The sequence below is a fragment of the Olsenella profusa F0195 genome (assembly GCF_000468755.1).
In the GTDB taxonomy this organism is placed as follows: Bacteria; Actinomycetota; Coriobacteriia; order Coriobacteriales; family Atopobiaceae; genus Olsenella_F; species Olsenella_F profusa.
Map to the genome: position 1 here is coordinate 34,455 of NZ_AWEZ01000073.1, position 22,210 is coordinate 56,664.

Genomic DNA, 22,210 nt, shown 5'->3' on the forward strand with positions numbered 1-22,210 from the left:
GATCACGATGGAAGGCACCTCATGAAGTTCTCCGTCAGTCAGTCGTCACTCGAGCAGGCCCTCTCCATCGTCGGCAAGGGCATGGCGTCGAACTCGACGCTCCCCATCCTCTCTGGCATCTACCTCAAGGTACGGCAGGGTACCCTCACCCTCGAGGCGACCGACCTCACCATCTCCATCCGTCACGAGACACCGGCAAACGTGGAGGAGGAGGGAGAGGTGGTCGTTTCGGGCAAGATCCTCGCCAACATCGTCAAGACGCTCTCCAACGCGGCCGTCACGTTCAGAGATGAGGGGAGCCTGCTGACCATCACCTGCGAGAAGTCGACCTTCCGTCTCAACACCCTCGAGTCCTCGGATTTCCCGGAGTTTCCCCAGTATTCGCTCGAGCGCTCCATCGAGCTGCCAAGCGATCTGCTTACCAGGATGGTCGATAAGGTCTATCGGGTCACGTCGAGGGACAGCTCGCGACCGGTGCTGGGGGGCGTGCTCCTCTCCGTCGTGGACAACACCATCCGTCTGGTGGCTACCGATTCCTACCGCCTGGCCATCTGTGACTCCAACACCGAGACGAGCACCTCAGAGGAGGAGTTCGTCACTCTCGTGGCCGGCACCACCCTGCATGAGGTGCTCACGATGCCCTCCCTGGAGGGGCGCATCCTCATTGGGACGACACAGAGCCAGGTCGTGTTCTCGTTTGGCACCACGACCTATGTGGCACGCAGGATCGAGGGCACCTTCCCCAACTACAAGCAGCTCCTTCCCTCCTCATGCAACACGTCGGTGACCATTGACGTGGAGGGTTTCTCCGCCGCGCTCAAGCGCGTGTCCGTCATCGCGCTGGCAAACCCATCCGTCCGCTTTGACATCGATGCCGATGGCAAGGTCATGAAGCTCTCGGCCTCCTCGCCCGACCAGGGTGAGTCGACCGAGCTTTTGCCCGTGGAGGTGACCGGAGAGAGCGTCGCCATCGCCCTCAACTACCACTATGTCTTTGACTGCGTCAATGCGGCATCCAATGAGAGGCAGATCACGCTTGAGCTTCAGAGCACCATGCAACCAGGCATCTTCAAATCGTACGGGAGGATCAACTACCTGTATCTGCTCATGCCCGTGAGGATGTAGCCTTGGGTCTTGCTGCCTCCACATTGACCCTTGATGATTGGAGGAACTTCGGGCACCTGGAGCTCGCTGTCTCCCCAGGCATGACCATCCTCCATGGCCAGAATGCCGTAGGCAAGACCAATGTCGTCGAGGCGCTGCAGCTGCTTACGGCAGGCAGCTCGTTCAGAAGGCCACATGCCGCGGAGTTTGTTCGCGAGGGGGCCACGTCCGCCCGAGCGGCCCTGGCTCTTACGGGAGATGGCCGTGTGGTGGACATGGCGGTGTGCGTGGCGGACGGAAGGAGGCGCTTCGCGCGCAACGGCAAGAAGTGCGCCGCCGCCGACGTCCCCCAGACGCTTATGAGTGTGCTGTTCAACCCTGACGACCTCTCGTTCGTCAAGCGCGGTGCCGCCTGGCGCAGAGACGAGCTGGATGGCTTTGGCCGCCAGGCCAACCGTGGGTATGGTCGCCTGTCGGTCGCCTACCAGCGCGCCATCGAGCAGCGCAACCATCTCCTCAAGGAGGATCGTCCGGACCTCTCCATGCTCGCCGCCTGGGACGCATCCGTGGCCGCTGGCGGTGCGGCGCTCCTGTCAGCCCGTCTGCGGCTGTTCTGCCGTCTGAGGGGCCACCTCGTCGCCGCCTATGGCGAGATTGCCCCGGGCGAGCGACTGACGTGCACCTATAGGTCCTCGCTTGGTGCCGAGGAGGAGCTGGTGGGACTGTCGAGGGATACCCTCGCCGAAAGGCTGGCAGATGCGCTTGAGAGGACGCGTCCAGAATCGCTTCGGCGCCAGCAGACGACGGTCGGCCCCCAGCGTGACGAGCTGGCCTTCCGCATCGACGACCGCGACGTGCGATCCTTTGGAAGCCAGGGGCAACAGCGCTCCATCGTCCTCGCCTGGAAGATGGCGGAGGTCCGCCTGGCCCACGAGATCGTGGGCCAGGCGCCGCTCCTGCTGCTTGATGATGTCATGAGCGAGTTGGATGCTCGACGCAGGGAGACCATGACGCGCTTCGTACAGGGTGGTGTGCAGACGGTGGTGACCACCACCAATCTGGGATACTTTCCACAGGAGCTCCTCACCAAGGCAAGGGTGGTGCATGTTGGCCTATCGCTCTGATACGGATGATACGGAAGAGGCTCTGCGCGAGGTGCTACAGGAGGAGATGCCGTCGCATTCCGTGGAGACCCCTGCGACGCTCATGCAGGGACTGATCTCCCATGACATGTGGTCGAAGATGGGGGAGGCCCAGCGGGCAGGCTGGGCATGGAATGTTGCGAACGGCGAGGTCGAGCGCACACATACCACGGGCGTATACGTGCGCCACGCCGCCAACGCCACACATGGCCTCATCCTCGGGGTGTACGTGGACACCCATGCCCGCCTGAGCGACTTTAGTGCCAACCGGGAGGTCTATCGCATACGCCTGCACGAAGTCGGATTCGATGTGACGGCCATCGAGTTCAAGCTCAACAGACGGCCCTTCCGTCCCCGCAGCCATAGGCGCGAGGACACGGACGGCACGCGCGACGTAAGGAGGGTGGCCCTCTCGCCAGAGGATGAGGAGCGCGTCGAACAGGAGGTGTCGGTGCTCCCTCCCAGGCTGAGAGATGCTGCCCGACATGCCATGACGGCAAGCCTCCAACGGGATGGCTCATAGGCTGGCCGCTCCGATGGGCAGCCTCCGGCCGCGGTTCCGGGGACATCCGTGTCGTGGCATACGCATGCAGGGGACCGGGTCGCCACCCCGATCGCCAGCCTGCCCCACTGGGTGTCGCGGGGGCTGGTGTGTGCGGCATGGCAAGATAGTCACGTGTGCAGACGCTGGTTCGTCCCATACACGGGCACGTGTCGAATGGGCTAAATACAAGCCTCTCAGTGGCTTTGAAAAGATATCTGCCAGTTTTGACAAGAGAATACTTTGTGTCCGGACGTTTTGGCATGGTTTAAGCCGCCCATATGGCTTAAAATCAATAGGTCTGGTCATACCGATGGAATGCAGCCATCCGGACGCGCGGCATGCCTCCCTTGTCCTGGTTCCCTCCGTGGCCAGACCCCTCTGTGTCATCCGAGGAAGGAAACACGTGGCAAGGAACGAGAACAAGTACGGCGGCAACGAGATCAAGGTCCTCGAGGGGCTTGATCCCGTGCGCAAGCGCCCGGGCATGTATGTCGGCACCACCTCTGCCTCTGGCCTGCATCATCTGGTATGGGAGATCGTGGACAACTCCGTGGACGAGGCCATGGCTGGCTTCTGCACGAGAATTAAGGTCACCATCCACATGGATGGCTCCATTACCGTCGAGGACAATGGTCGTGGCATCCCCGTGGAGAAGCACCCCCAGAAGGGGATCCCCACACTGGAGGTGGTCCTGACCATCCTGCACGCCGGTGGCAAGTTCGACAACGCGGCCTACAAGGTCTCCGGAGGCCTGCATGGCGTGGGCATCTCCGTGGTCAATGCCCTCTCCAAACGGCTCGTCGCCACGGTCAAGCGTGATGGCGGCATCTATCAGATGGAGTTCTCGCGCGGCAAGGCCACCAGCAAGATGAAGAGGATAGGCACCTCCAAGGCCACCGGCACCACCGTGACGTTCTGGCCCGACGAGGAGATCTTCGAGACCACCACGTTCAGCTACGATACCCTGCATGACCGCCTGCAGGAGACGGCCTTCCTCAACAAGAACCTCAAGATCGTCCTCACGGACGAACGCGAGCTGACGCCGCGCGTGGACGAGTTCTGCTACTCCGGCGGCATCATCGACTTCGTGAGGTTCCTCAACGAGGGCAGGACCATCCTGCCGGGGTGCTCCAAGCCCATCTACATCGAGGGCACGAGCGACCCCGACGTGCCCGTCGACAAGAAGGGCGAGGTCGAGGTCTCGCTGCAGTGGACCTCCGCGTTCTCCGAGACGGTGATGTCCTTCGCCAACGACATCTACACCGACGAGGGTGGCATGCACCTCGAGGGATTCCGCACGGCCCTCACCAAGACCATCAACGACTACGCCCGCAGCCACAAGCTGCTCAAGGAGAGGGACGCCAACCTCACGGGCGACGACGTGCGCGAGGGCATGACGGCGGTCATCTCGGTCAAGCTGCCCGATCCGCAGTTCGAGGGACAGACCAAGGCCAAGCTGGGCAGCTCCTACATGCGTGGCCTCACGAACAAGATCGTGGCCAACGGGCTATCCGACTACCTCGAGGAGCATCCCAACCAGGCAAAGGAGATCTTCAAGAAGGCCTCCCAGGCTGCCAAGGGACGCCTCGCCGCCCAGAAGGCCCGTCAGGCCACGCGACGCAAGGGCCTTCTCGAGAGCGCGGCCCTGCCGGGCAAGCTGGCCGACTGCTCCGTGCGCGACGCCACGATGACCGAACTCTTCATCGTGGAGGGCGACTCGGCCGGTGGTTCGGCAAAGGATGGCCGCCGCCGTGACATCCAGGCGATCCTGCCCCTGCGCGGCAAGATCCTCAACGTGGAGCGCGTGGGCGATCACCGGGCCTTCAGCTCCGACACCATCCAGGCGCTCATCACGGCCATAGGGACGGGCGTGACCACCGCGAGTGGTGAGGGGGGAGACTTCGACCTCTCCAAGGCCCGCTACCACAAGATCATCATCATGACCGATGCCGACGTCGATGGGGCGCACATCCGCATCCTGCTCATGACCTTCTTCTACAAGTACATGCGCCCCCTCCTTGATGCGGGCTATGTGTACTCGGCCTGCCCACCGATCTTTGGCGTGAAGGTGGGCAAGAGGATCCACTACGTGTACCCTGACAGCAAGACACCCGAGGAGGTGCTGCTCAAACAGGCAATCGACGAGCATGTGCCCATCGATGTGGAGGGTAGGCGACGCAAGTACAGCGTCCAGCGCTATAAGGGCCTGGGGGAGATGGATCCCCAGCAGCTCGCTGACACCACCATGGATCCCAAGGGCCGCATCCTACAGCGCATCTCCATCGAGGATGCCGGAAAGGCGGCGGTCGCCGTCTCTCATCTCATGGGCACTCAGGTGGAATACCGTCGCAACTATATCGAGCGCCATGCCAAGGACGCCCGCTTCCTTGACATCTAACGGGGGGAATGCCACGTGGCAGACGATACCAACAACCAGGGGGGCATGGGTGCCGGTGATGGTACTCGGATGCCTGATGACCTGCGCGAGCTGCTCGACAGGGCGGAGCATGACCAGGAGGGCTCCGACACCCCCATCTATGATCCCGGCGCCGAGGACGAGACGGGTCTCGACGATGGGGATGACGGCGCACTCGAGGTGGGGGAGGACGACCGCGAGCCGTCTGATGAGGCGGACATCCACGGTGGCAGTCTTCAGTTCCGCGAGTTCGGTCACGAGATGGAGCAGTCGTTCATCGAGTACTCCATGTCGGTCATCACAGCGCGCGCCTTGCCCGACGTGCGTGATGGCCTGAAGCCGGTGCACCGCCGCATCCTCTACGCCATGAACGAGGCGGGCATCTTCCCCAACAAGCCGCACAAGAAGTCGGCCTGGACCGTGGGCGAAGTCATCGGCAAGTACCACCCGCACGGCGACTCGGCGGTCTATGACGCCATGGTGCGCCTCGCCCAGTGGTTCTCCATGCGCGTGCCGCTCGTGGACGGCCACGGCAACTTTGGCAACATCGATGGCGACTCGGCGGCCGCCATGCGCTACACCGAGAGCCGCCTGGCACGCCCGGCCATGGAGCTCCTGCGCGACCTCAACAAGGACACGGTGGACTGGCAGCCCAACTACGACGAGTCGCTCCAGGAGCCGGACGTGCTGCCGGCGCGCTTCCCCAACCTGCTGGTCAACGGCTCGCAGGGCATCGCCGTGGGCATGGCCACCAACATCCCACCCCACAACCTGGGCGAGGCCATCGACGCCACGTGCATGATGATCGACAACCCAGAGGTCACGGTCGACGAGCTCATGGGCGTCATGCCGGGACCGGACTTTCCCACGGCCGGCGTCATCATGGGCTCCGAGGGCATCAAGCAGGCCTACGAGACGGGGCGCGGCATCATCACCCTGCGCGCGAAGGCACATGTGGAATCCACCAAGGGTGGGCGCAACAAGCTCGTGTTCACCGAGTTCCCCTATGGTGTCAACAAGGGCAACCTGCAGGAGAAGATAGCCGCGCTCGTCAATGAGAAGCGCATCGAGGGCATTGTCGACATGCGCGACGAGTCCAATCGTAAGGGCCTGCGCCTGGTGATGGAGCTCAAGCAGGGGACCATCCCCGAGGTCGTACTCAACAACCTCTACAAGTACTCGTCGCTGCAGGCGTCCTTCGGCATTATCGACCTCGCTCTCGTGGACGGCGTTCCCAAGCTGCTCTCGCTGTCCGAGATCCTGCGGTGCTACATCGATCACCAGGTCGATGTGGTCACGAGGCGCACCAAGTTCGACCTGGCAAAAGCCAAGGCCCGCGCTCACATCCTCGAGGGCCTGCTCGTCGCGCTCGACCACATCGATGAGGTCATCTCCATCATCCGTTCCAGCCGTACGGATGCGGAGGCCTCGGAGCGGCTCATTGCGCGCTTCTCGTTCACCAAGGAGCAGACGACGGCCATCCTCGAGATGCGCCTGCGCCGGCTCACCGGCCTCGAGCGCGACAAGCTCCAGGACGAGCTGGACGGTCTGCGCCGCGCCATCGCCTACTATGAGGAGCTTCTTGCCGACAAGCAAAAGATCCTGGCCGTCATCAAGTCGGAGATGCTCGAGATCAAGGAGAGGTTCGCCGACAGGCGCCGCACCACCATCTCCGATGCCCCGGTCGTGCTCGACGTCGAGGACCTCATCGCTGAGGAGGACATGGTCATCACCGTGACCCATGCCGGCTACGTGAAGCGCCTGCCCGTAGCGACCTATCGCTCCCAGAAACGCGGTGGCAAGGGCATCCAGGGGCTCTCGCTCAAGGACAACGACTTCGTGAAGGATCTCTTTGTGGCGTCCACCCACGACTACGTGCTGTTCTTTACCAACAGAGGCAAGGTGTATCGCGTGAAGGTGCACGAGCTGCCCATCGGATCGCGCCATGCGCGCGGGTCCGCACTCGTCAACGTGATCCCGCTCGAGGAGGGCGAGCACCCTACGGCGGTCATCACCACGCGCGAGTTCCCCGCGGACGAGTTCCTTATGTTCGCCACCAAGAGCGGCATGGTGAAGAAGACCGCCATGAGCGACTACGACAAGAGCCGTCGCGACGGCATCATCGCGATCAACCTCAAGAGGGATGACGAGCTCGTCAACGTGCGTCGCGTGAGACAGGGGGAGAAGGTCATCCTGTGTTCCACGGCCGGCAAGGCCATTCTGTTCGACGAGTCCGAGATAAGGCCCACCAGCCGCGCCACCTCGGGCGTGCGAGGCATCGCGCTCAAGGACGGAGCCCGCATGCTTGATATGGAGATATCCAACGGCAAGGGTGACCTGCTCGTCATCACCGAGAGGGGCTATGGCAAGCGTACGCCGGTGGCAGAGTATCCCGAGCACAAGCGTGGTGGTCAGGGCGTCGCAACCATCTCCATGACGGCCAAGAAGGGCGACCTTGTTGCGTGCCGCGTGGTTGGCCCGCAGCACGAGCTCATGATCGTCTCGGAGGAGGGCGTGGTCATCCGCGTGAAGACCGCGGACATATCGCGTCTGGGCCGCGCCACACAGGGCGTGAGGATCATGAACCTCTCGCAGGGCGATCTCGTTGGTGCCGTCGCGCGCATGGTGGCCCACAAGAAGAAGGCCGCCAAGGCCGGAAATCCCCTGCAGGGCACGCTGGACCTTGCGTCCGTCGGCGCACGCGAGGCGGATGACGAGGAGCCTGTGGACATCGGCGGCGAGGAGGAGCTGGACGATACGCTCATCGAGGAGGATGCTGAGGAATAGCAGCCCTCACGAGGTACGAGTCGTCTGTGATCCATGTCCGGACAGTGGGTAGCCGCCCGCTCGGCGAGTCGACCATTGTCCCGAGCAGGGCGCGCTCGGGTCCGCGCAGGCCCACGCTGTCGTCCCCGTCGGTCGGGATCTGTTGCGAGGCTTCCATTGCGGTCGCTGTCCCTCTCCGGATCCGTTATCTCGCGACTGCGAACCCTAGGGCGGGGGCCGCTTCCCTGCCTAGACCCGCCCACACCAACGATCCCGGCGTGGTATCCCCTTCTAGATGAGATCAAAGAATTGCAGGTGGAATACCATCCCAATAGCACTAGGTGGAGGCCATCGCACCATAAGGCGCATGCGGCTCACATCGGGCGTCGGTGGGGTGCCCGGGAGCGGTGGGGTAGGGGTTACTTGAAGTCATCGGGGGAGAGATGCTCCACGAAGTCGTGAAAGTCCTTGAGCTCCTGCCGCTTCTCGTCCTGCTCGACCTGGTCAAAGTCCGGCATGGACGCGCGTTCGACGACATGCTCGTCAGCAAAGATGGGCACCCGTGCGCGCACGGCGAGGGCGATGGCGTCGGAGGGGCGCGCATCCACCTCTATGTGACGGCCGGACTCGCAACTTATATTGAGATGTGCATAGAACGTAGTGCCGCGGACATCGATGATCTCGATTGAGTCGATAGAGCCCCCCATATGTCTGATGACATCGAGCATGAGTCCGTGCGTGAGCGGGCGCTCCTGGCCGGACCCATCCACCCCGGCGGAGATGGCTGCGGCCTCGATGGCTCCGATGCGGATGGGCAGCTGCACGCTGGAGTCGTCCTGTGTGGTGCCTCGTGGCCTCAGCACCACAAGTGACCCCACAGGTCCCGTGCCAATCATGATGGTCTGGATGTCCATGCGTACCATGTGCTTCCTCTCTAGGCCCTCGACGATGGGAAGGCCTGTGGTCATGGTACCCTCACGGGAACATCGAAAACAGGAGAGGATCACCAGCTACAGGTTGAGACAAATTGCCTTCTCTTTCTGTTGACCCAGCTTTCTGTTGACCCAGCTCCTCTCGCAGTGTAACATGTCTCCCTGCGTTGGGCCCGTAGCTCAGTTGGTCAGAGCGTCCGGCTGATAACCGGGAGGTCACAAGTTCGAACCTTGTCGGGCCCACCACCCCTTTGATAATAGGTGCCCCAGCGTGTCAGAGTCGCCGCTGGGGCACTTATTGCCTCGAGTTGCCCGTATCGGGCGCACAGGGGGACGTAGCTCAGCTGGGAGAGCGCGGGCTTTGCAAGCCTGAGGTCGAGGGTTCGATCCCCTTCGTCTCCACCACATGGCCGGGCCGGAGCGTCAGCTCCGGCCCTTTTTGTCTCTTGCGGTGGGCGGCTCTCGCGTTACACTCGGCTCAGGGACAATGACGAGGGGACAGATGGGACAGATATGTCAGCCACAGCCAGGCGTATGGATGGAATCTCTCCCGAGTTGGATGAGCTCTCGAGTACGCTGGCAGGTGACGCCCTCGACCTGTTGGCGGAGGGTTCCAGCCTCGATGTGCTCCTTGTGGTGCAGGATGCTGCCGGCATGACCGAATCCTATGTCCTCTCTGGGGACGGCACCGAGGCCTGCCTGAAGGGGGCCCACGACAGGGTGGCAGCCCTCGGCAGGGAAGGTGACTCCGCCGGTATGGGCCCTGCCGTCCGCTATGTCCTTGCCTATGAGGGTGCCGTGGCCGATGAGGCGGGTGCCTATCGGGACGCCCTCATGCTCGAGTTTGGCGAGCGCGGCTACAAGTCCTACTCTGCCTTTGCGCTCTTTGAGGGAAGGGGCACGGGAGATCGGTTCGTGTGGAGTGACCCTGCCCCTGCTGGGGAGCTGGAGCCACTCCTGTAGGGGGTCATAGAGGGGTCATGGTGGGTGGACAGGGCCGGGTCTGTGCCTTCCAGGCGCGTTTTGGCCCCAAGTGCGTGATGGCCTGGGCTCGCTCAGGGCAGAATTGGCATGCCAGCTCCTCTGGAATGACACATATGGCCATATTTTGTTGGAAACAGAACGAACTTGATGCCGAATGGGTCCCAGAGAGGTCGATTGTGGCGCTCCCCATCACGCACTTGGGGCCAAAACGCGCCCATGTGGATCGAAAGGGTACCCCTCTCTGTCCCATTTCCTCCCGCCGGTCGCTCGTACTCCCGGTGTACGAGCAGTTTACGTGGAACATCCCCACAGGAGAGCGTTTCGTGGCCCTCCTGATATACAGTCTGAGGGCTGAACATCGTATCCCTGCGCCAGCAGGGCAAGAGACACAGAGGGTCCATGCTCCAAGAGCACATCCGCAACATAGCCATCATCGCTCACGTTGACCATGGCAAGACCACGCTGGTCGACAAGCTCCTGCGCGCCACGGATGCCTTCCGTGACAACCAGCAGGTGGAGGAGCGTGTGCTTGACTCCAACGACCAGGAGCGCGAGCGCGGGATCACGATTCTCGCCAAGAACATCTCCATCGGGTACCACGGCATCAAGATCAACGTCATCGACACCCCTGGCCATGCCGACTTCGGCGGCGAGGTGGAGCGCGTGCTCAAGATGGCAGACGGCGCCCTGCTGCTCGTGGATGCCGCCGAGGGCCCCATGCCGCAGACGCGCTTCGTGCTGCGCCACGCCATCGATGCTGGTCTCTCCATCATGGTGGTCATCAATAAGATCGATCGCGACGGTGCCAACCCCGAAAAGGCACTCAATGACTGCCTGGATCTCATGATGGATCTGGGTGCCACGGACGGACAGCTCGAGTTTGCCATGGAGCACGTGGTGTATGCCTCCGCGGCCAATGGCTTCGCCCGCCTCGATCCCACCGATGGCAACGAGGACATGTTCCCCCTGCTCGACATGATCGTGGATGCCCTTCCGGCCCCCGACGTGGACGTGGACGGCCCACTTGCCATGCAGTGCGTGACCATCGACCACTCCGACTACGTGGGCCGCATCGGCATCGGTCGCGTGTACTCCGGCACCATCCACGACGGCGACAGGATCCTTGTGGTCAAGAACGATGGCAGCCGTGCGATGGCGCAGGTCAAGCAGCTCTTTACCTTCGACTACCTCGGACGCAAGGAATGCCAGGAGGTCGTTGCCGGCGACATCGGTGCCGTGGTGGGCATCGACGGTACCGACATCGGCGACGTCTACACCGACCCCGACAACCCCGTGGAGCTCGATCCCATCGAGATCGACCCACCCACGATGTCCATCGTCTTCGAGCCCTCCACCTCGCCACTCGTGGGTCGCGAGGGCGACGTCGTGAGCGGCCGCCAGCTCAAGGAGCGCCTCGAGCAGGAGCGCGAGAACAACGTGACCATGCACATCGAGGAGCTTCCCGACAAGACGGGCATGGAGGTCTCCGGCCGTGGCATCCTGCACCTCTCGGTGCTCATGGAGCAGATGCGCCGCGAGGGCTTCGAGTTTCAGGTGGGCAGGCCCCGCGTGCTCTTCAAGAGGGGGGAGGGCGGCGAGCGTCTCGAGCCCATCGAGCAGGCCGTGGTGGAGTGTCCGGGTGAGCACTCCGGTAAGGTCATCGAGCTCTTTGGCAACGTGGGTGGCACCATGTCCAACATGGAGGCCGGTACCGCGCAGACGCACCTCGAGTTCAGAATCCCCACACGCGGCATCATGGGCCTCAAGAACCGCATCCTCAACGTCACGCATGGCGAGGCCGTGTTCTACCACACCTTCCTCGAGTACGGTCCCTTTGCTGGAGAGATCGGCACGCGCCAGAACGGCGCCATGATCTCCATGTCCACCGAGAAGGCCGTGGCCTACGCCCTCGGCACGCTCCAGGAGCGCGGCCAGCTCTTCGTGGGGCCGGGGACCGAGTGCTATGAGGGCATGCTCGTGGGCGAGCGCAGCCGCCCTGGCGACATGGTCGTCAACATCGCCCGCACCAAGAACCTGGGCAACCAGCGCTCCTCGACGGCCGACATCTCCGTACAGCTCACGCCGCCAAGGGCCTTCACACTCGAGGAGGCCCTGGAGTACATCATGGATGACGAGCTGGTTGAGGTGACGCCCAAGAGCATCCGCATGCGCAAGCGCATCCTGAACGAGACCGAGCGTCGCAAGTGGCGCGTGCGGCACGGCATGGTGGACAAGTAGCTGGCCGTTTGGTTTGTCGATGCGGCCGCGGGGTCCTCACCTGCGACTGTGGCGCCTGTGACGATGCGATCGAGGGGTGGGCCATGGATGGACATGACTCGCTAGGAGAGACCATACGGGACCTCCGCAGACAGCAGCACGTCACGCAGGAGCAGCTTGCCGAGGGCATATGCTCGCCCATCACGGTCTCGCGCATCGAGAACGGGCACCAGATGCCCTCCAAGGCCATACTGGACGCCCTGCTCTCACGCCTGCATTCGAGCGTATACCAGCTGTGCAACGTGTAGTACCAAGGTATGACGAGGTGCTGGTGATGGAAGACGGTCGACTCGAGGATCAGAGTCGCTGACAGTGCCCACGGTCACCACGCGAGAACGCCACGACAACGTACCGTCGGCCTATGCGCCGCGCGCGAAGCAACAGCCCCCGAACTGGGGCTTTCCAGGAAGAATGGGATGCTATGCTGCGGAGCCACGGTGGTCGGACGGGCGTACGCTCTCTCGCATGTCGGCAGGTGCCGGCGAGGGGAACAGGTGGAGAGAAAAACGGCTTTCCCTCATTGGTGGACTTACGCTATACTTCGCCTACGGCCTTGTGGAGAGTTGTCCGAGTGGCCGAAGGAGCACGATTGGAAATCGTGTATACGCCTAAAGCGTATCCTGGGTTCAAATCCCAGACTCTCCGCCAGAACTCTCACGGCGTCCCTCGGGACGCCGTCTCACCCTACGGAGGGGTGGCAGAGTGGTCGAATGCGGCGGTCTCGAAAACCGTTTACCCGCCTTGCGGGTACGAGGGTTCGAATCCCTCCCCCTCCGCCATTGTGTGCCAAGTCCGCGGATGCGGGCTTTTTATGTTTCACATAAGGTTGGACTGTCATTCGTTAACTCATTATCAAGTTGTCAATTTCCCATTGATAGGGCAATGGGGTTCGCCGTACCATAGAGCCCATTCTCTGCGCGGAAGGACTGCGCAGATGACGAAGGGAGCTTTTCATGCCACAGAACGTCGGGTATTTCTCCTATGCTTGGGGCCTCCTCAAGCGTGACAAAGGGTGGCCAAAAGTCATTCTTCTGCTTGGTCTGGCGATGCTCGTCCCGGTGGTGGGGTGGCTGGGCGTCGCCGGCTATATCTATGAGTGGGGGCGCCTGACCGCGTGGGGCGTGGACGCCGCGCCGAAGCAGTCGGGAGTTCAGATTGGTGAATGCATCAAGAGTGGCTGGCGCGTCTTTGTCTCTAGGATTGGCTGGGGGGTCGTATGGGGCCTCGTCGCATGGTTCGTAGGACTTGTCCCTGTTCTGGGGAGCATCGTTGTGATCGTCGTCGGCATCTTTGTAGAGACCTTCCTTACGGTCTGTGCCATCCGTGCCGAGATCTATCAGGACTTTACCGCTGGCTATCAGATCAACCGCATCTATGAGATGATCAAACGCGACTTCAAGGGCTTTGCCAAGGTTACCGGCATCAGCCTGCTCATGGGTCTGGTGCTTGGCGTCGTCCTCGCGCTCGTCTCCATGATTGGGTTTGCCGGCACGGGTGCGAGCTTCATAGGGACCGTGGGCAGCACAGGGTCTCACTACAGCACGCAGGCCGTCGCACGCATACTCGGATCGTTCTTCGTGGTGGCCCTGATCGTTGTCATGATCGGGCTGTTCTTCCGCTCTTGGATCGATTGCATCACCACCAATATGGTTGCCCTGTGGATGAGGCAGTTCAATGTTCCCGCGTGGGGTGCCAGTGGTGACCCGCTGCCTTGGTCTCCCACCCTCCCTACGGGCGGCGCCTCTGCCGCCCCACAGGCGACTCCACAGCAGCAGCCCCCGTATGGGTACGGACAGCCCCAGCAGGCGGCTCCACAGCAACAGCCTGCGGGCTATCAGCAGCCCTATGCACAGCCACAGGTTCAGCCCCAGCCGTATCAGCAGCCTGTGGGCTATCAGCCCCAGGCTGCCCCCCAGCAGAGCTGGCAGCCCTACCAGCAGCCCGCACCGCAACCTGTTGCGGTACCCCTGACCCCTCAGCAGGCAGCCATGCCTGACGGTGGGTATCCCGTCGCCGCGCCCCAAGGTGTCCCTGCGGCAACTCCGGTGCCCGCGCCACCCGCTCAGCCCGCGCCCGCCGCGCAGCCCGCTTCGGAGGCGGCTCAGCCCGCGCAGCCCGCGCCCGCCGCTCAGCCCGCTTCGGAGACGGCTCAGGTGGCTCCTGTCTCCCAGCCCGCTTCGGAGGCGGCTCAGCCCGCTCAGCCTGCCGCCCCGCAGGCGGCTTCCACCTCCCCGTCCGCTTCGGAGACGGCTCAGGCGACCCCTGCCCCCCAGCCTGCCGTGCCGCCGTCGCCTGCTCCCGAGCCCTCCGATGACGCGAGTGGAACCCCGCAGCAGTAGGTCTCGTCAGGTAGCGGTCTCAGAGAGAGGTGTCCCACAGGGGCGCCTCTCTCTTCTGTTGACCATATGGAGAGAGGGGATGACGCAAGAGCGCATATCGCTCTCTGCAGGTCACCTACCAGAGCGAAGTGTGGACAGAGCCCACTCTCTGCAGACCTTGGGGACAGTTCTGCCAGACACGAGTCCTACCATTGACCCAGATATGAGAACTGTGTGGTCGAGGTCCGCTGAGGGGAGGACGGATGGGAAGGCCAGGTCCTCTGTGCTACAGTGCACACTTGACCTTTCCTGCCCCGGACGCACCTTCACCAACCGGGGCCGCTAGTCCAGAGGAGGTGACAACATGAAGGCTTATGAGCTGCTGTATTTTGTCGATCCCGCAGCAACCGAGGAGACGCGCGCCGCTGTGATGAGGCGCATCGAGGTCGCCATCACCGAGAACGGTGGCATGGTCGGCGGTGTCGAGGACTGGGGCAAGCGTAAGCTCGCCTTTGAGGTCGATAAGCTCAACGAGGGCGACTACACCCTCATCAACTTCCGCACAGATCCCAGCCAGATTGCCGAGCTCGACCGTATCCTTCGCATCAACGATGCTGTGAAGCGCCACATGGTCGTGCGTCGTACCGACGAGGACTAAGTGCGGGAACGAGCCATACGTCTCACGGATGAGAGGTAGTGAACGATGAGCATCAACAGGGTGAACATCTCGGGCAACCTCACGCGCGACCCCGAGCTGAGGCAGACCACGTCCGGCACCGCCATCCTGCGCTTCGGTGTGGCCGTCAACGACCGCCGCCGCAACCAGAGCGGCGAGTGGGAGGACGTCCCCAACTTCGTGGACTGCGTCGTGTTCGGCAACCGCGCCGAGCCGCTCAGCCGCTTCCTCTCCAAGGGCTCAAAGGTCGCCGTGGAGGGCAAGCTCCGCTACAGCTCCTGGGAGAGGGACGGGCAGCGTCGCAGCAAGCTGGAGGTCGTCGTGGACGAGGTGGAGTTCCTCTCGCCCAGGGGCGCCGGCGCGCAGGGTCCCCAGGGGGGCTACCAACAGTCCAGCCAGCAGCAACCCAGCTACACGGCGCCCGCTCCCGCACCCGCCCCCGCACCGCAGAGCCCTCCCGTCCAGAAGCCCCCCTCTGCGGACGTCTACGACGAGGACATTCCGTTCTAGGATCTTGAGAGGCGACATCGTCGCCGGAGAAAGGTATAAGACATGGCCAAGCAAAGGCAAGTCGAGCAGCGCCAGCCGCGTCGCAAGTACTGCCAGTTCTGCAAGGAGAACGTCGAGTTCATTGACTATAAGGACACCCAGCTCCTTCGCAAGTACATGACCGATCGTGGCAAGATCAAGCCCCGTCGCGTCACGGGCGCCTGCACGCAGCATCAGCACGACATCGCGCTCGCCATCAAGCGCGCCCGTGAGATGGCGCTTCTGCCGTATGCCGCCAGCGTGGTCTCCACGCGTGGCGGCCGCAATCGCGGTTAGGCGTGCACATCATCAGGCAATAGTCGGCACCAAGGCCGACGTCGTTAAGGAGTACCCATGAAAGTCATCCTTCTGGATGAGCTCAGGGGCAAGGGCGGCGAGGGCGACATCGTAGAGGTCGCCCAGGGCTATGCGGAGAACTTCCTGTTCCCCAACAAGATCGCCCAACCCGCCACCCCGGGCAACATCAAGCAGCTCGACCAGCGTCGCAGCGGCATCGAGAAGCGCGAGGAACAGCGCATCGCCACCGCACGTGCGATGCGGGAGAGGCTCAACGGCAAGACCGTGATCGTCGAGGCACGGGTCGGTGAGAACAACCAGCTCTTTGGCTCCGTCACCACCGCCCAGATCGCCGACGTGATCAAGGCGCAGCTGGACGTGGAGGTTGATCGCAAGCGCATTACGCGTACCGCGGCAATAAAGACGGCTGGTAGCCACAGTATCGAGATCAACCTCTACCGTGACATCAATGCGGAGCTTGCGGTGCTGGTTGGCGTGGCCGAGGAGGAGCTTGCCGCAGACGAGCAGGCTGCCGCCGCGACCGCCGTCACCGAGGGCGCGGAGGCCGCCGAGCAGGCTGTCGCCGAGCGCGCCGCCGTCGAGGGGCATGAGGCCGAGTAGCATCGTCCTCCCCCGGCGCGTCATCGGTGGTTTTTGAACAAAGGCGCGCCTCATGTGAGGCTCGCGAGGAGGTACAGCCCAGAGTCGGGCGGGGAAGGCTTCGGACAAACACCTGTTCCGGGGCCTTCCCCTTTTGTTCGAGTGTCGAGTACACCCCATGTACCTGCAAGAACATTAAGCATATTCTTTCATTCAGAATTGTTGCAGGTAAAAACCCTCATGTGCGGGCGGAGACTTCCTGGCAAGCAGGAATGTTGAAAACTGGGCCAGAAGGATATTTTCAAAATTGTTGATAACGTTGAAAAGCCGCGGAATCAAAGCTCAGCGCAGAGCGGTATCAACAAAGCGCAGGTGGAGGCAAATTTGACATTTTTCGCAGCGAGGGTAGCGTATCCCCGGAGTACGGGTTCAGATGAGTTTCACCCGTCCCCATCAGCCCAGACAGAGCCTCTTGGAGTGGGTGAGCATGCCGCAGCGTCGGGAGAGCCAGAACGAATACGACACGTCGCCCCTCGAGCGGGGCGCGTCCATGCCACAGGACAGCGCTGCCGAGGCGTCCGTCCTCTCTGCCATGCTCGTCTCCCCGGAGATCCTGCAGGAGTGCCTGGTGGAGCTGGAGCCAACCGACTTCTATCAGTATGCGCATCGCACGATCTTCCTGGCCATGAACGAGATGTTCGACAAGGGCACGGCCATCGACCCCATCTCGCTGGCGGACCATCTGCGCAGTGCGGCCCAGCTCGACAAGGTGGGTGGTGCCAGCTATCTGCTGGATCTCAACAAGGAGGGTCCGTCCCTCGTCAACTGGCCGCACTATGTGGGCATACTGCATCGCGATGCCACGCTGAGGGACATCATCACGGCATCGGCAAAGATCTCCGCCCTGGCCTTCGATGCGCCGGAGGACACCAAGGAAGTCGTGGACTCTGCGGAGAACCTGCTGCTGGGCGTGACCAACCGCGAGATAAGGAGCGGCTACTCCACTATCGGTGACGTGATGGGGGACCTCTATGACGAGCTGGCGGAGGCGGCACAGAACCCCAACGGCATCATAGGCGTGGAGACGGGATTCTCCACCATCGACGCTCGGCTCCAGGGGCTCCGCGAGGGCCAGATGGTGGTCATCGGCGCCCGTCCTGGCGTGGGCAAGACGTCGTTTGCCCTCAACCTTGCCGTCAATGCGGCGGCAAAGGGCACGAGCGTGGCCTTCTTCTCCCTTGAGATGTCCAAGACGGAGATCGCCCAGAGGCTCCTCTCGTCCTATGCGCGCATCCCACTCACGGCCATTCGTGGCGCGCACATCAAGAGCGACCAGTGGAGCACCGTCTTCCAAGCCACACAGGAGCTCTCGACCCTCGACCTCATGATCGACGACACGCCCGGTACCACCGTGACGGAGATTCGCGCCAAGGCGCGCCGCATGCTCAAGGACAAGCCCAGGAAGCTCATACTCATCGATTACCTGCAGCTGCTCTCGCCCCCGTCGGGGCGGCGCACCGACAGCCGCGCCACCGAGGTCAGCGAGATGAGCCGTGGCATCAAGATCATGGCAAAGGACCTCGTCTGTCCCGTCGTGGCGCTCTCGCAGCTCAACCGCCAGGTCACGGATCGCAAGGGTCAGCGTCCACAGCTCTCTGACCTGCGTGAGTCTGGGTCGATCGAGCAGGATGCCGATATCGTCATCCTGCTCGACCGCTCCATGACCGAGGAGGAGGCCGCGCGCGACGACCGTCCCGACCCCAACGTGACCGACTTCATCATCGCCAAGAACCGCTCCGGCCCGCTTGACATCGTGCCGCTCATGTTCCTCGCGGGTTCCACCAAGTTCGTGGAGGTCGACAGGAACTTCCAGGAGTAGCCGACGAACTGCTCACCGCCTCGCCCGGTGCCTACGCCTATACTGGTGAGGTACCGCACGCTCTTCGAAGGGAATCAGCATGTCCGCATCAGTTCTGGTTGGCGCGCAGTGGGGTGACGAAGGCAAGGGCAAGGTGACCGACCTCATTTCCGGCAGCTTTGATGTGGTGTGTCGCTATGCGGGTGGCGCGAACGCCGGCCATACCGTTATGGCGAACGGTCACAAGCTCGCCCTGCATCAGGTTCCCTCCGGCGTCATGTACAAGGGGACGTACCCCGTGATCGGCAACGGCTGCATCGTCGACCCCGAGATCCTTCTCGGCGAGATCGACACGCTCGAGGCCCAGGGCATCTCCTGTGCGGATCTCAAGATCTCCAGCAACGCGCACATCGTCATGCCCTATCACAAGGACCTCGATGGCGCCCACGAGAAGAGGCTCGGCAAGAACCTCATCGGCACCACCAAGCGCGGCGTCGGCCCCACCTACATGGACAAGATGAACCGCACCGGCCTGCGCGTGCAGGACATGCTTGACGAGAAGATCTTCCGCGAGAAGCTCGAGGCCGCATTGGCCTATACCAACCCCATCCTGGAGAAGGTCTATGGCATGCCTACCTATACCGTGGGGCAGATCTGTGAGACCTACCTGCCATATGCCGAGCGCATCCATCCCTACATCGTCGAGAGCTCCCTCTTCCTGAACGAGCAGCTCGAGGCCGGCAAGAACATCCTCTTCGAGGGCGCGCAGGCCACGATGCTCGACATCGACTTTGGCACCTATCCGTTTGTTACGTCCTCCAACTGCACCGCTGGCGGCGCCGTCACCGGCTCTGGCGTTGGTCCCACCAACATCGACCGCGTGCTGGGCGTCGCCAAGGCGTACCTCACCCGCGTTGGCTCTGGCCCCTTCCCCACGGAGCTCTTCGATGAGGTTGGCGACAGGCTCGGCGAGGCTGGCCACGAGTATGGAGTCACCACGGGTCGCAAGCGCCGCTGCGGCTGGTACGATTCCGTCGTCGTGAACTACGCCGCTCGCGTCAATGGTCTGACCGACCTTGCCATCACCAAGCTTGACGTCCTGGGCTGCCTGGATCAGATCAAGGTCTGCGTCGCCTACGAGTGCGACGGTAGGCTCTACAAGACCGTCCCCGAGCACCAGGGCGTGTTCTACCATGCCAGGCCCGTCTACGAGACACTCCCCGGCTGGAACTGCGACATCTCGGGCGTGCGCAACTTCTACCAGCTCCCGCGCGAGGCCAAGGACTATATCGACTTTCTGGAGCAGCTTGCCGATGTCCGCGTCTCCATCATCACCGTCGGTCCCGACCGCGAGCAGACCATCGACCGCTACTGGAGGTAGGCGCGCGTGACAGGCGCCCCCAACAACAGTGCGACACAGTTCACCATAGTGTGTGACCTTGCCGTCGGAGCGCCACGGGTCATAGCCGCCTTGGAGAAGCTCCTGGACATCAACGAATTCGAGTCGGTGGGTGCAGGCGTGCTGGAGGCGGCGCCTACGTACCCGCATCCAGCGCCTTGTCCGATGAGGCCCGTGGTATCGTGGGCGGCGGGAAGCGTGTGACGCGGGGGCACGAACAGGAAGCCAAGGGATCGGGCGCCCTCTCGGGCGCCCTGGATGCAAGGGGGCAGCATATGGTAACACGTGACAGGGAAGCGGTGGACATCCTCCTTCTGGGGTCCGGGGGGAGGGAACATGCGCTTCTCGCCAAGCTTGCCGAGTCACCCCACGCCGGCAGGCTGTGGGTCGCCCCGGGCAATGGTGGCATGTTCCAGCTCGCCGAACGAGCGGACGTCTCCATGGAGGACGGGAACGCCGTGGCCGCCTTTGCCCGCGAACACGGTATTGGCCTGGTGGTCATCGGCCCCGAGGCGCCGCTCGTCGGTGGCGTGGCCGACGTGGTGCGCGCCGCAGGCATCTCCGTGTTCGGCCCCTCGGCCGAGGCCGCGCGGCTGGAGGGCTCTAAGGAGTTTGCAAAGCAGGTCATGGCACGGGCGGGCGTGCCCACGGCGGCGTACCGCAGCTTTACCGACGAGGCGTCCTGTGCTGCCTATGTGCGTGAGGTCGCCGGTCCCTGCGTGGTCAAGGCGGACGGCCTTGCGGCGGGGAAGGGCGTCATCGTCGCTCAGACCACCGAGGAGGCCCTGGCCGGCGTGCACGAGTGCCTCTCGGGGGCGTTCGGCGACGCGGGCGCCAAGGTCATCGTGGAGGAGCTGCTCGAGGGCCCGGAGTGCTCGCTCCTCGCCCTCACGGACGGCACCACCGTGGTGCCCCTGGCCACCTCGCAGGATCACAAGCGTGCCCTCGACGGAGACCGCGGGCCCAATACGGGTGGCATGGGCGTGTACTCCCCGGTTCCCATCCTGCTGCCCGGTGAGCTGGATCGGATGGTTGCCATCGAGCAGAGGGTCGTCGACCAGCTGCGTGCGGACGGCATCGCCTACAGCGGCTGTCTCTACGGGGGCTTCATGCTCACGAGGGGCGGCCCCAAGGTGCTTGAGTTCAACGCCCGCTTTGGCGACCCAGAGACCCAGGTGGTCCTGCCACGCATGAAGGCGGATCTTGTGGAGTGCTTCCTCGCCTGTGATGAGGGCACCCTGTGTCCCGACATGGTCGCATGGGATGACGACTGGGCCGTCTCCGTGGTACTGACGAGCGCAGGCTATCCCGGTGCGTACGAGAAGGGCAAGCCCATATCGGGAATCGACGAGGCCAATGCCCTTCCCGGCGTGACCGTCTATCATGCGGGTACCGCCCTGTCGTCCGACGGGACCGTGCTCACCAATGGGGGGCGCGTCCTCGATATGACGGCGGTGGCGCCTACCTTCGAGGACGCACGCAACCGTGCCTATGAGGCGTGTGACAAGATCTGGTTCGAGGGGAAGGCCTATCGCCATGACATTGGCATGAAGGCCATCAAGGGCCGTGAGAGGCTGTAGGGGGACGGTTACCATGTCAGACGTCATAACCGCACGTGACGACGAGGGGGATCAACGGGCGCGCCGAGAGCGCGCCACCGACGGTCTCAGGGAGCATGCGTCTGCCTTTGCCTTTGATGGCGATCGCAGCGGGCAGGGACATGGCTCCGGGCTTCCCCAGCGTCGCCATCTGGTGCAGGGCGATGACGATCCGCGCGACCACATGCTTGCCGAGGAGGTCCTCTCGGAGGACGTGTCCTGGGAGGGACGCATCTTCAACGTCGACCGCCTACAGGTGCGCCTGCCCGATGGGCGCACCGCCCTCCGCGATGTCGTGCGCCATCCCGGAGCCGTTGCGGTGGTGGCACTCACGGATGACGGACGGATTTGCCTCGTGCGTCAGTACCGTACGGCGCTGGGTCGCGTGACGGTGGAGATTCCCGCCGGAAAGCTCGACCCCGGCGAGGATCCGCTCGACTGTGCCCGGCGCGAGCTCACCGAGGAGACGGGTATGGTCGCGCAGCACATGGCGTTTCTCACCACCATCGCCACCTCTGCGGGCTTTGCCGATGAGACCATACACATCTATATGGCAACGGGCCTCTCGTTCGTGGGGTCCGATCCCGATACGGACGAGTTCATCAACGTGGACCTCGTCGATCTCACCGAACTGGTCGATGCCGTCCTCGATGGGCGCATCGAGGACGCAAAGACGGTTCTCGGCGCACTTGTCTGCGACGCCATCGCACACCGTCTGAACGTTGATGACGCGGCACCGAACGGAGGAGATTCTCAGTAGGCGAGGGGCAT

18 protein-coding genes and 4 tRNA genes are annotated in these 22,210 nt (G+C 63.1%); 21 read left to right on the plus strand and 1 reads right to left on the minus strand.

The features are described from left to right. Positions 1-21 precede the first annotated feature (21 nt). The 5 genes from dnaN (at position 22) to gyrA (ending at position 7,993) form a co-directional block, all read left to right on the plus strand. Complete coding sequence (gene dnaN, locus HMPREF1316_RS12380; RefSeq protein WP_021727374.1) at positions 22-1,125, plus strand: DNA polymerase III subunit beta; 1,104 nt, start codon at positions 22-24, stop codon at positions 1,123-1,125. A 23-nt stretch (positions 1,126-1,148) separates the two neighbouring features. Then, complete coding sequence (gene recF, locus HMPREF1316_RS12385; protein ID WP_307392409.1) at positions 1,149-2,228, plus strand: DNA replication/repair protein RecF; 1,080 nt, start codon at positions 1,149-1,151, stop codon at positions 2,226-2,228. Further along, a complete protein-coding gene (locus HMPREF1316_RS12390) occupies positions 2,209-2,769 on the plus strand; it encodes a hypothetical protein (protein ID WP_021727373.1) in 561 nt (186 codons plus the stop codon). Before recF ends, HMPREF1316_RS12390 begins: the two co-directional genes overlap by 20 nt. A gap of 424 nt (positions 2,770-3,193) precedes the next feature. Then, positions 3,194-5,188: a DNA topoisomerase (ATP-hydrolyzing) subunit B gene (gene gyrB / locus HMPREF1316_RS12395; RefSeq protein ID WP_021727463.1), complete on the plus strand. Its 1,995-nt coding sequence runs from the start codon at positions 3,194-3,196 to the stop codon at positions 5,186-5,188. A gap of 45 nt (positions 5,189-5,233) precedes the next feature. Next, positions 5,234-7,993, plus strand: coding sequence for a DNA gyrase subunit A (gene gyrA, locus HMPREF1316_RS12400; protein ID WP_040652615.1), 2,760 nt, complete (start codon positions 5,234-5,236; stop codon positions 7,991-7,993). A gap of 398 nt (positions 7,994-8,391) precedes the next feature. On the opposite strand, the gene HMPREF1316_RS12405 is transcribed toward gyrA, so the two are convergent. After that, a complete protein-coding gene (locus tag HMPREF1316_RS12405; RefSeq protein WP_021727449.1) occupies positions 8,392-8,940 on the minus strand; it encodes a bifunctional nuclease family protein in 549 nt (182 codons plus the stop codon). Between the two features lie 133 nt (positions 8,941-9,073). On the opposite strand from HMPREF1316_RS12405, the gene HMPREF1316_RS12410 reads away from it, so the two are divergent. The 16 genes from HMPREF1316_RS12410 to HMPREF1316_RS12490 all read left to right on the plus strand — a co-directional run bounded on the left by HMPREF1316_RS12410 (position 9,074) and on the right by HMPREF1316_RS12490 (position 22,199). Then, positions 9,074-9,150, plus strand: a tRNA-Ile gene (locus tag HMPREF1316_RS12410). A gap of 83 nt (positions 9,151-9,233) precedes the next feature. Then, positions 9,234-9,309: transfer RNA gene (locus HMPREF1316_RS12415), tRNA-Ala, on the plus strand. Positions 9,310-9,438: 129 nt separating this feature from the next. Then, positions 9,439-9,867 carry a hypothetical protein gene (locus tag HMPREF1316_RS12420; RefSeq protein WP_232204542.1) on the plus strand — a complete coding sequence of 143 codons (429 nt, stop codon included), beginning with the start codon at positions 9,439-9,441 and terminating at the stop codon, positions 9,865-9,867. Positions 9,868-10,287: 420 nt separating this feature from the next. Continuing rightward, positions 10,288-12,126, plus strand: a complete 1,839-nt coding sequence (gene typA, locus HMPREF1316_RS12425) for a translational GTPase TypA (RefSeq protein WP_021727377.1) — start codon at positions 10,288-10,290, stop codon at positions 12,124-12,126. Between the two features lie 83 nt (positions 12,127-12,209). Then, positions 12,210-12,413: a helix-turn-helix domain-containing protein gene (locus HMPREF1316_RS12430; RefSeq protein WP_021727412.1), complete on the plus strand. Its 204-nt coding sequence runs from the start codon at positions 12,210-12,212 to the stop codon at positions 12,411-12,413. A gap of 309 nt (positions 12,414-12,722) precedes the next feature. Then, a tRNA-Ser gene (locus tag HMPREF1316_RS12435) sits at positions 12,723-12,813 on the plus strand. 40 nt (positions 12,814-12,853) lie between these two features. Next, positions 12,854-12,944, plus strand: a tRNA-Ser gene (locus tag HMPREF1316_RS12440). A 174-nt stretch (positions 12,945-13,118) separates the two neighbouring features. Beyond that, the gene (locus HMPREF1316_RS13480; protein ID WP_051333023.1) at positions 13,119-14,504 is read left to right on the plus strand and encodes a DUF4013 domain-containing protein; all 1,386 of its coding nucleotides are present in this window, start codon (positions 13,119-13,121) and stop codon (positions 14,502-14,504) included. Positions 14,505-14,847: 343 nt separating this feature from the next. Further along, positions 14,848-15,141 carry a 30S ribosomal protein S6 gene (gene rpsF, locus HMPREF1316_RS12450; protein ID WP_021727432.1) on the plus strand — a complete coding sequence of 98 codons (294 nt, stop codon included), beginning with the start codon at positions 14,848-14,850 and terminating at the stop codon, positions 15,139-15,141. Between the two features lie 45 nt (positions 15,142-15,186). Further along, positions 15,187-15,669 carry a single-stranded DNA-binding protein gene (locus HMPREF1316_RS12455; protein WP_021727468.1) on the plus strand — a complete coding sequence of 161 codons (483 nt, stop codon included), beginning with the start codon at positions 15,187-15,189 and terminating at the stop codon, positions 15,667-15,669. Positions 15,670-15,711: 42 nt separating this feature from the next. Next, positions 15,712-15,984 carry a 30S ribosomal protein S18 gene (rpsR, locus tag HMPREF1316_RS12460; RefSeq protein ID WP_021727381.1) on the plus strand — a complete coding sequence of 91 codons (273 nt, stop codon included), beginning with the start codon at positions 15,712-15,714 and terminating at the stop codon, positions 15,982-15,984. Positions 15,985-16,041: 57 nt separating this feature from the next. Then, complete coding sequence (gene rplI, locus HMPREF1316_RS12465; protein ID WP_021727445.1) at positions 16,042-16,605, plus strand: 50S ribosomal protein L9; 564 nt, start codon at positions 16,042-16,044, stop codon at positions 16,603-16,605. 466 nt (positions 16,606-17,071) lie between these two features. After that, complete coding sequence (dnaB, locus tag HMPREF1316_RS12470) at positions 17,072-18,463, plus strand: replicative DNA helicase (protein WP_021727370.1); 1,392 nt, start codon at positions 17,072-17,074, stop codon at positions 18,461-18,463. A gap of 79 nt (positions 18,464-18,542) precedes the next feature. Continuing rightward, positions 18,543-19,823 carry an adenylosuccinate synthase gene (locus tag HMPREF1316_RS12475; RefSeq protein ID WP_021727435.1) on the plus strand — a complete coding sequence of 427 codons (1,281 nt, stop codon included), beginning with the start codon at positions 18,543-18,545 and terminating at the stop codon, positions 19,821-19,823. 293 nt (positions 19,824-20,116) lie between these two features. Next, positions 20,117-21,421, plus strand: coding sequence for a phosphoribosylamine--glycine ligase (gene purD / locus HMPREF1316_RS12485; protein ID WP_040652587.1), 1,305 nt, complete (start codon positions 20,117-20,119; stop codon positions 21,419-21,421). A gap of 13 nt (positions 21,422-21,434) precedes the next feature. Further along, complete coding sequence (locus HMPREF1316_RS12490) at positions 21,435-22,199, plus strand: NUDIX domain-containing protein (protein WP_021727444.1); 765 nt, start codon at positions 21,435-21,437, stop codon at positions 22,197-22,199. Positions 22,200-22,210: the final 11 nt, after the last annotated feature.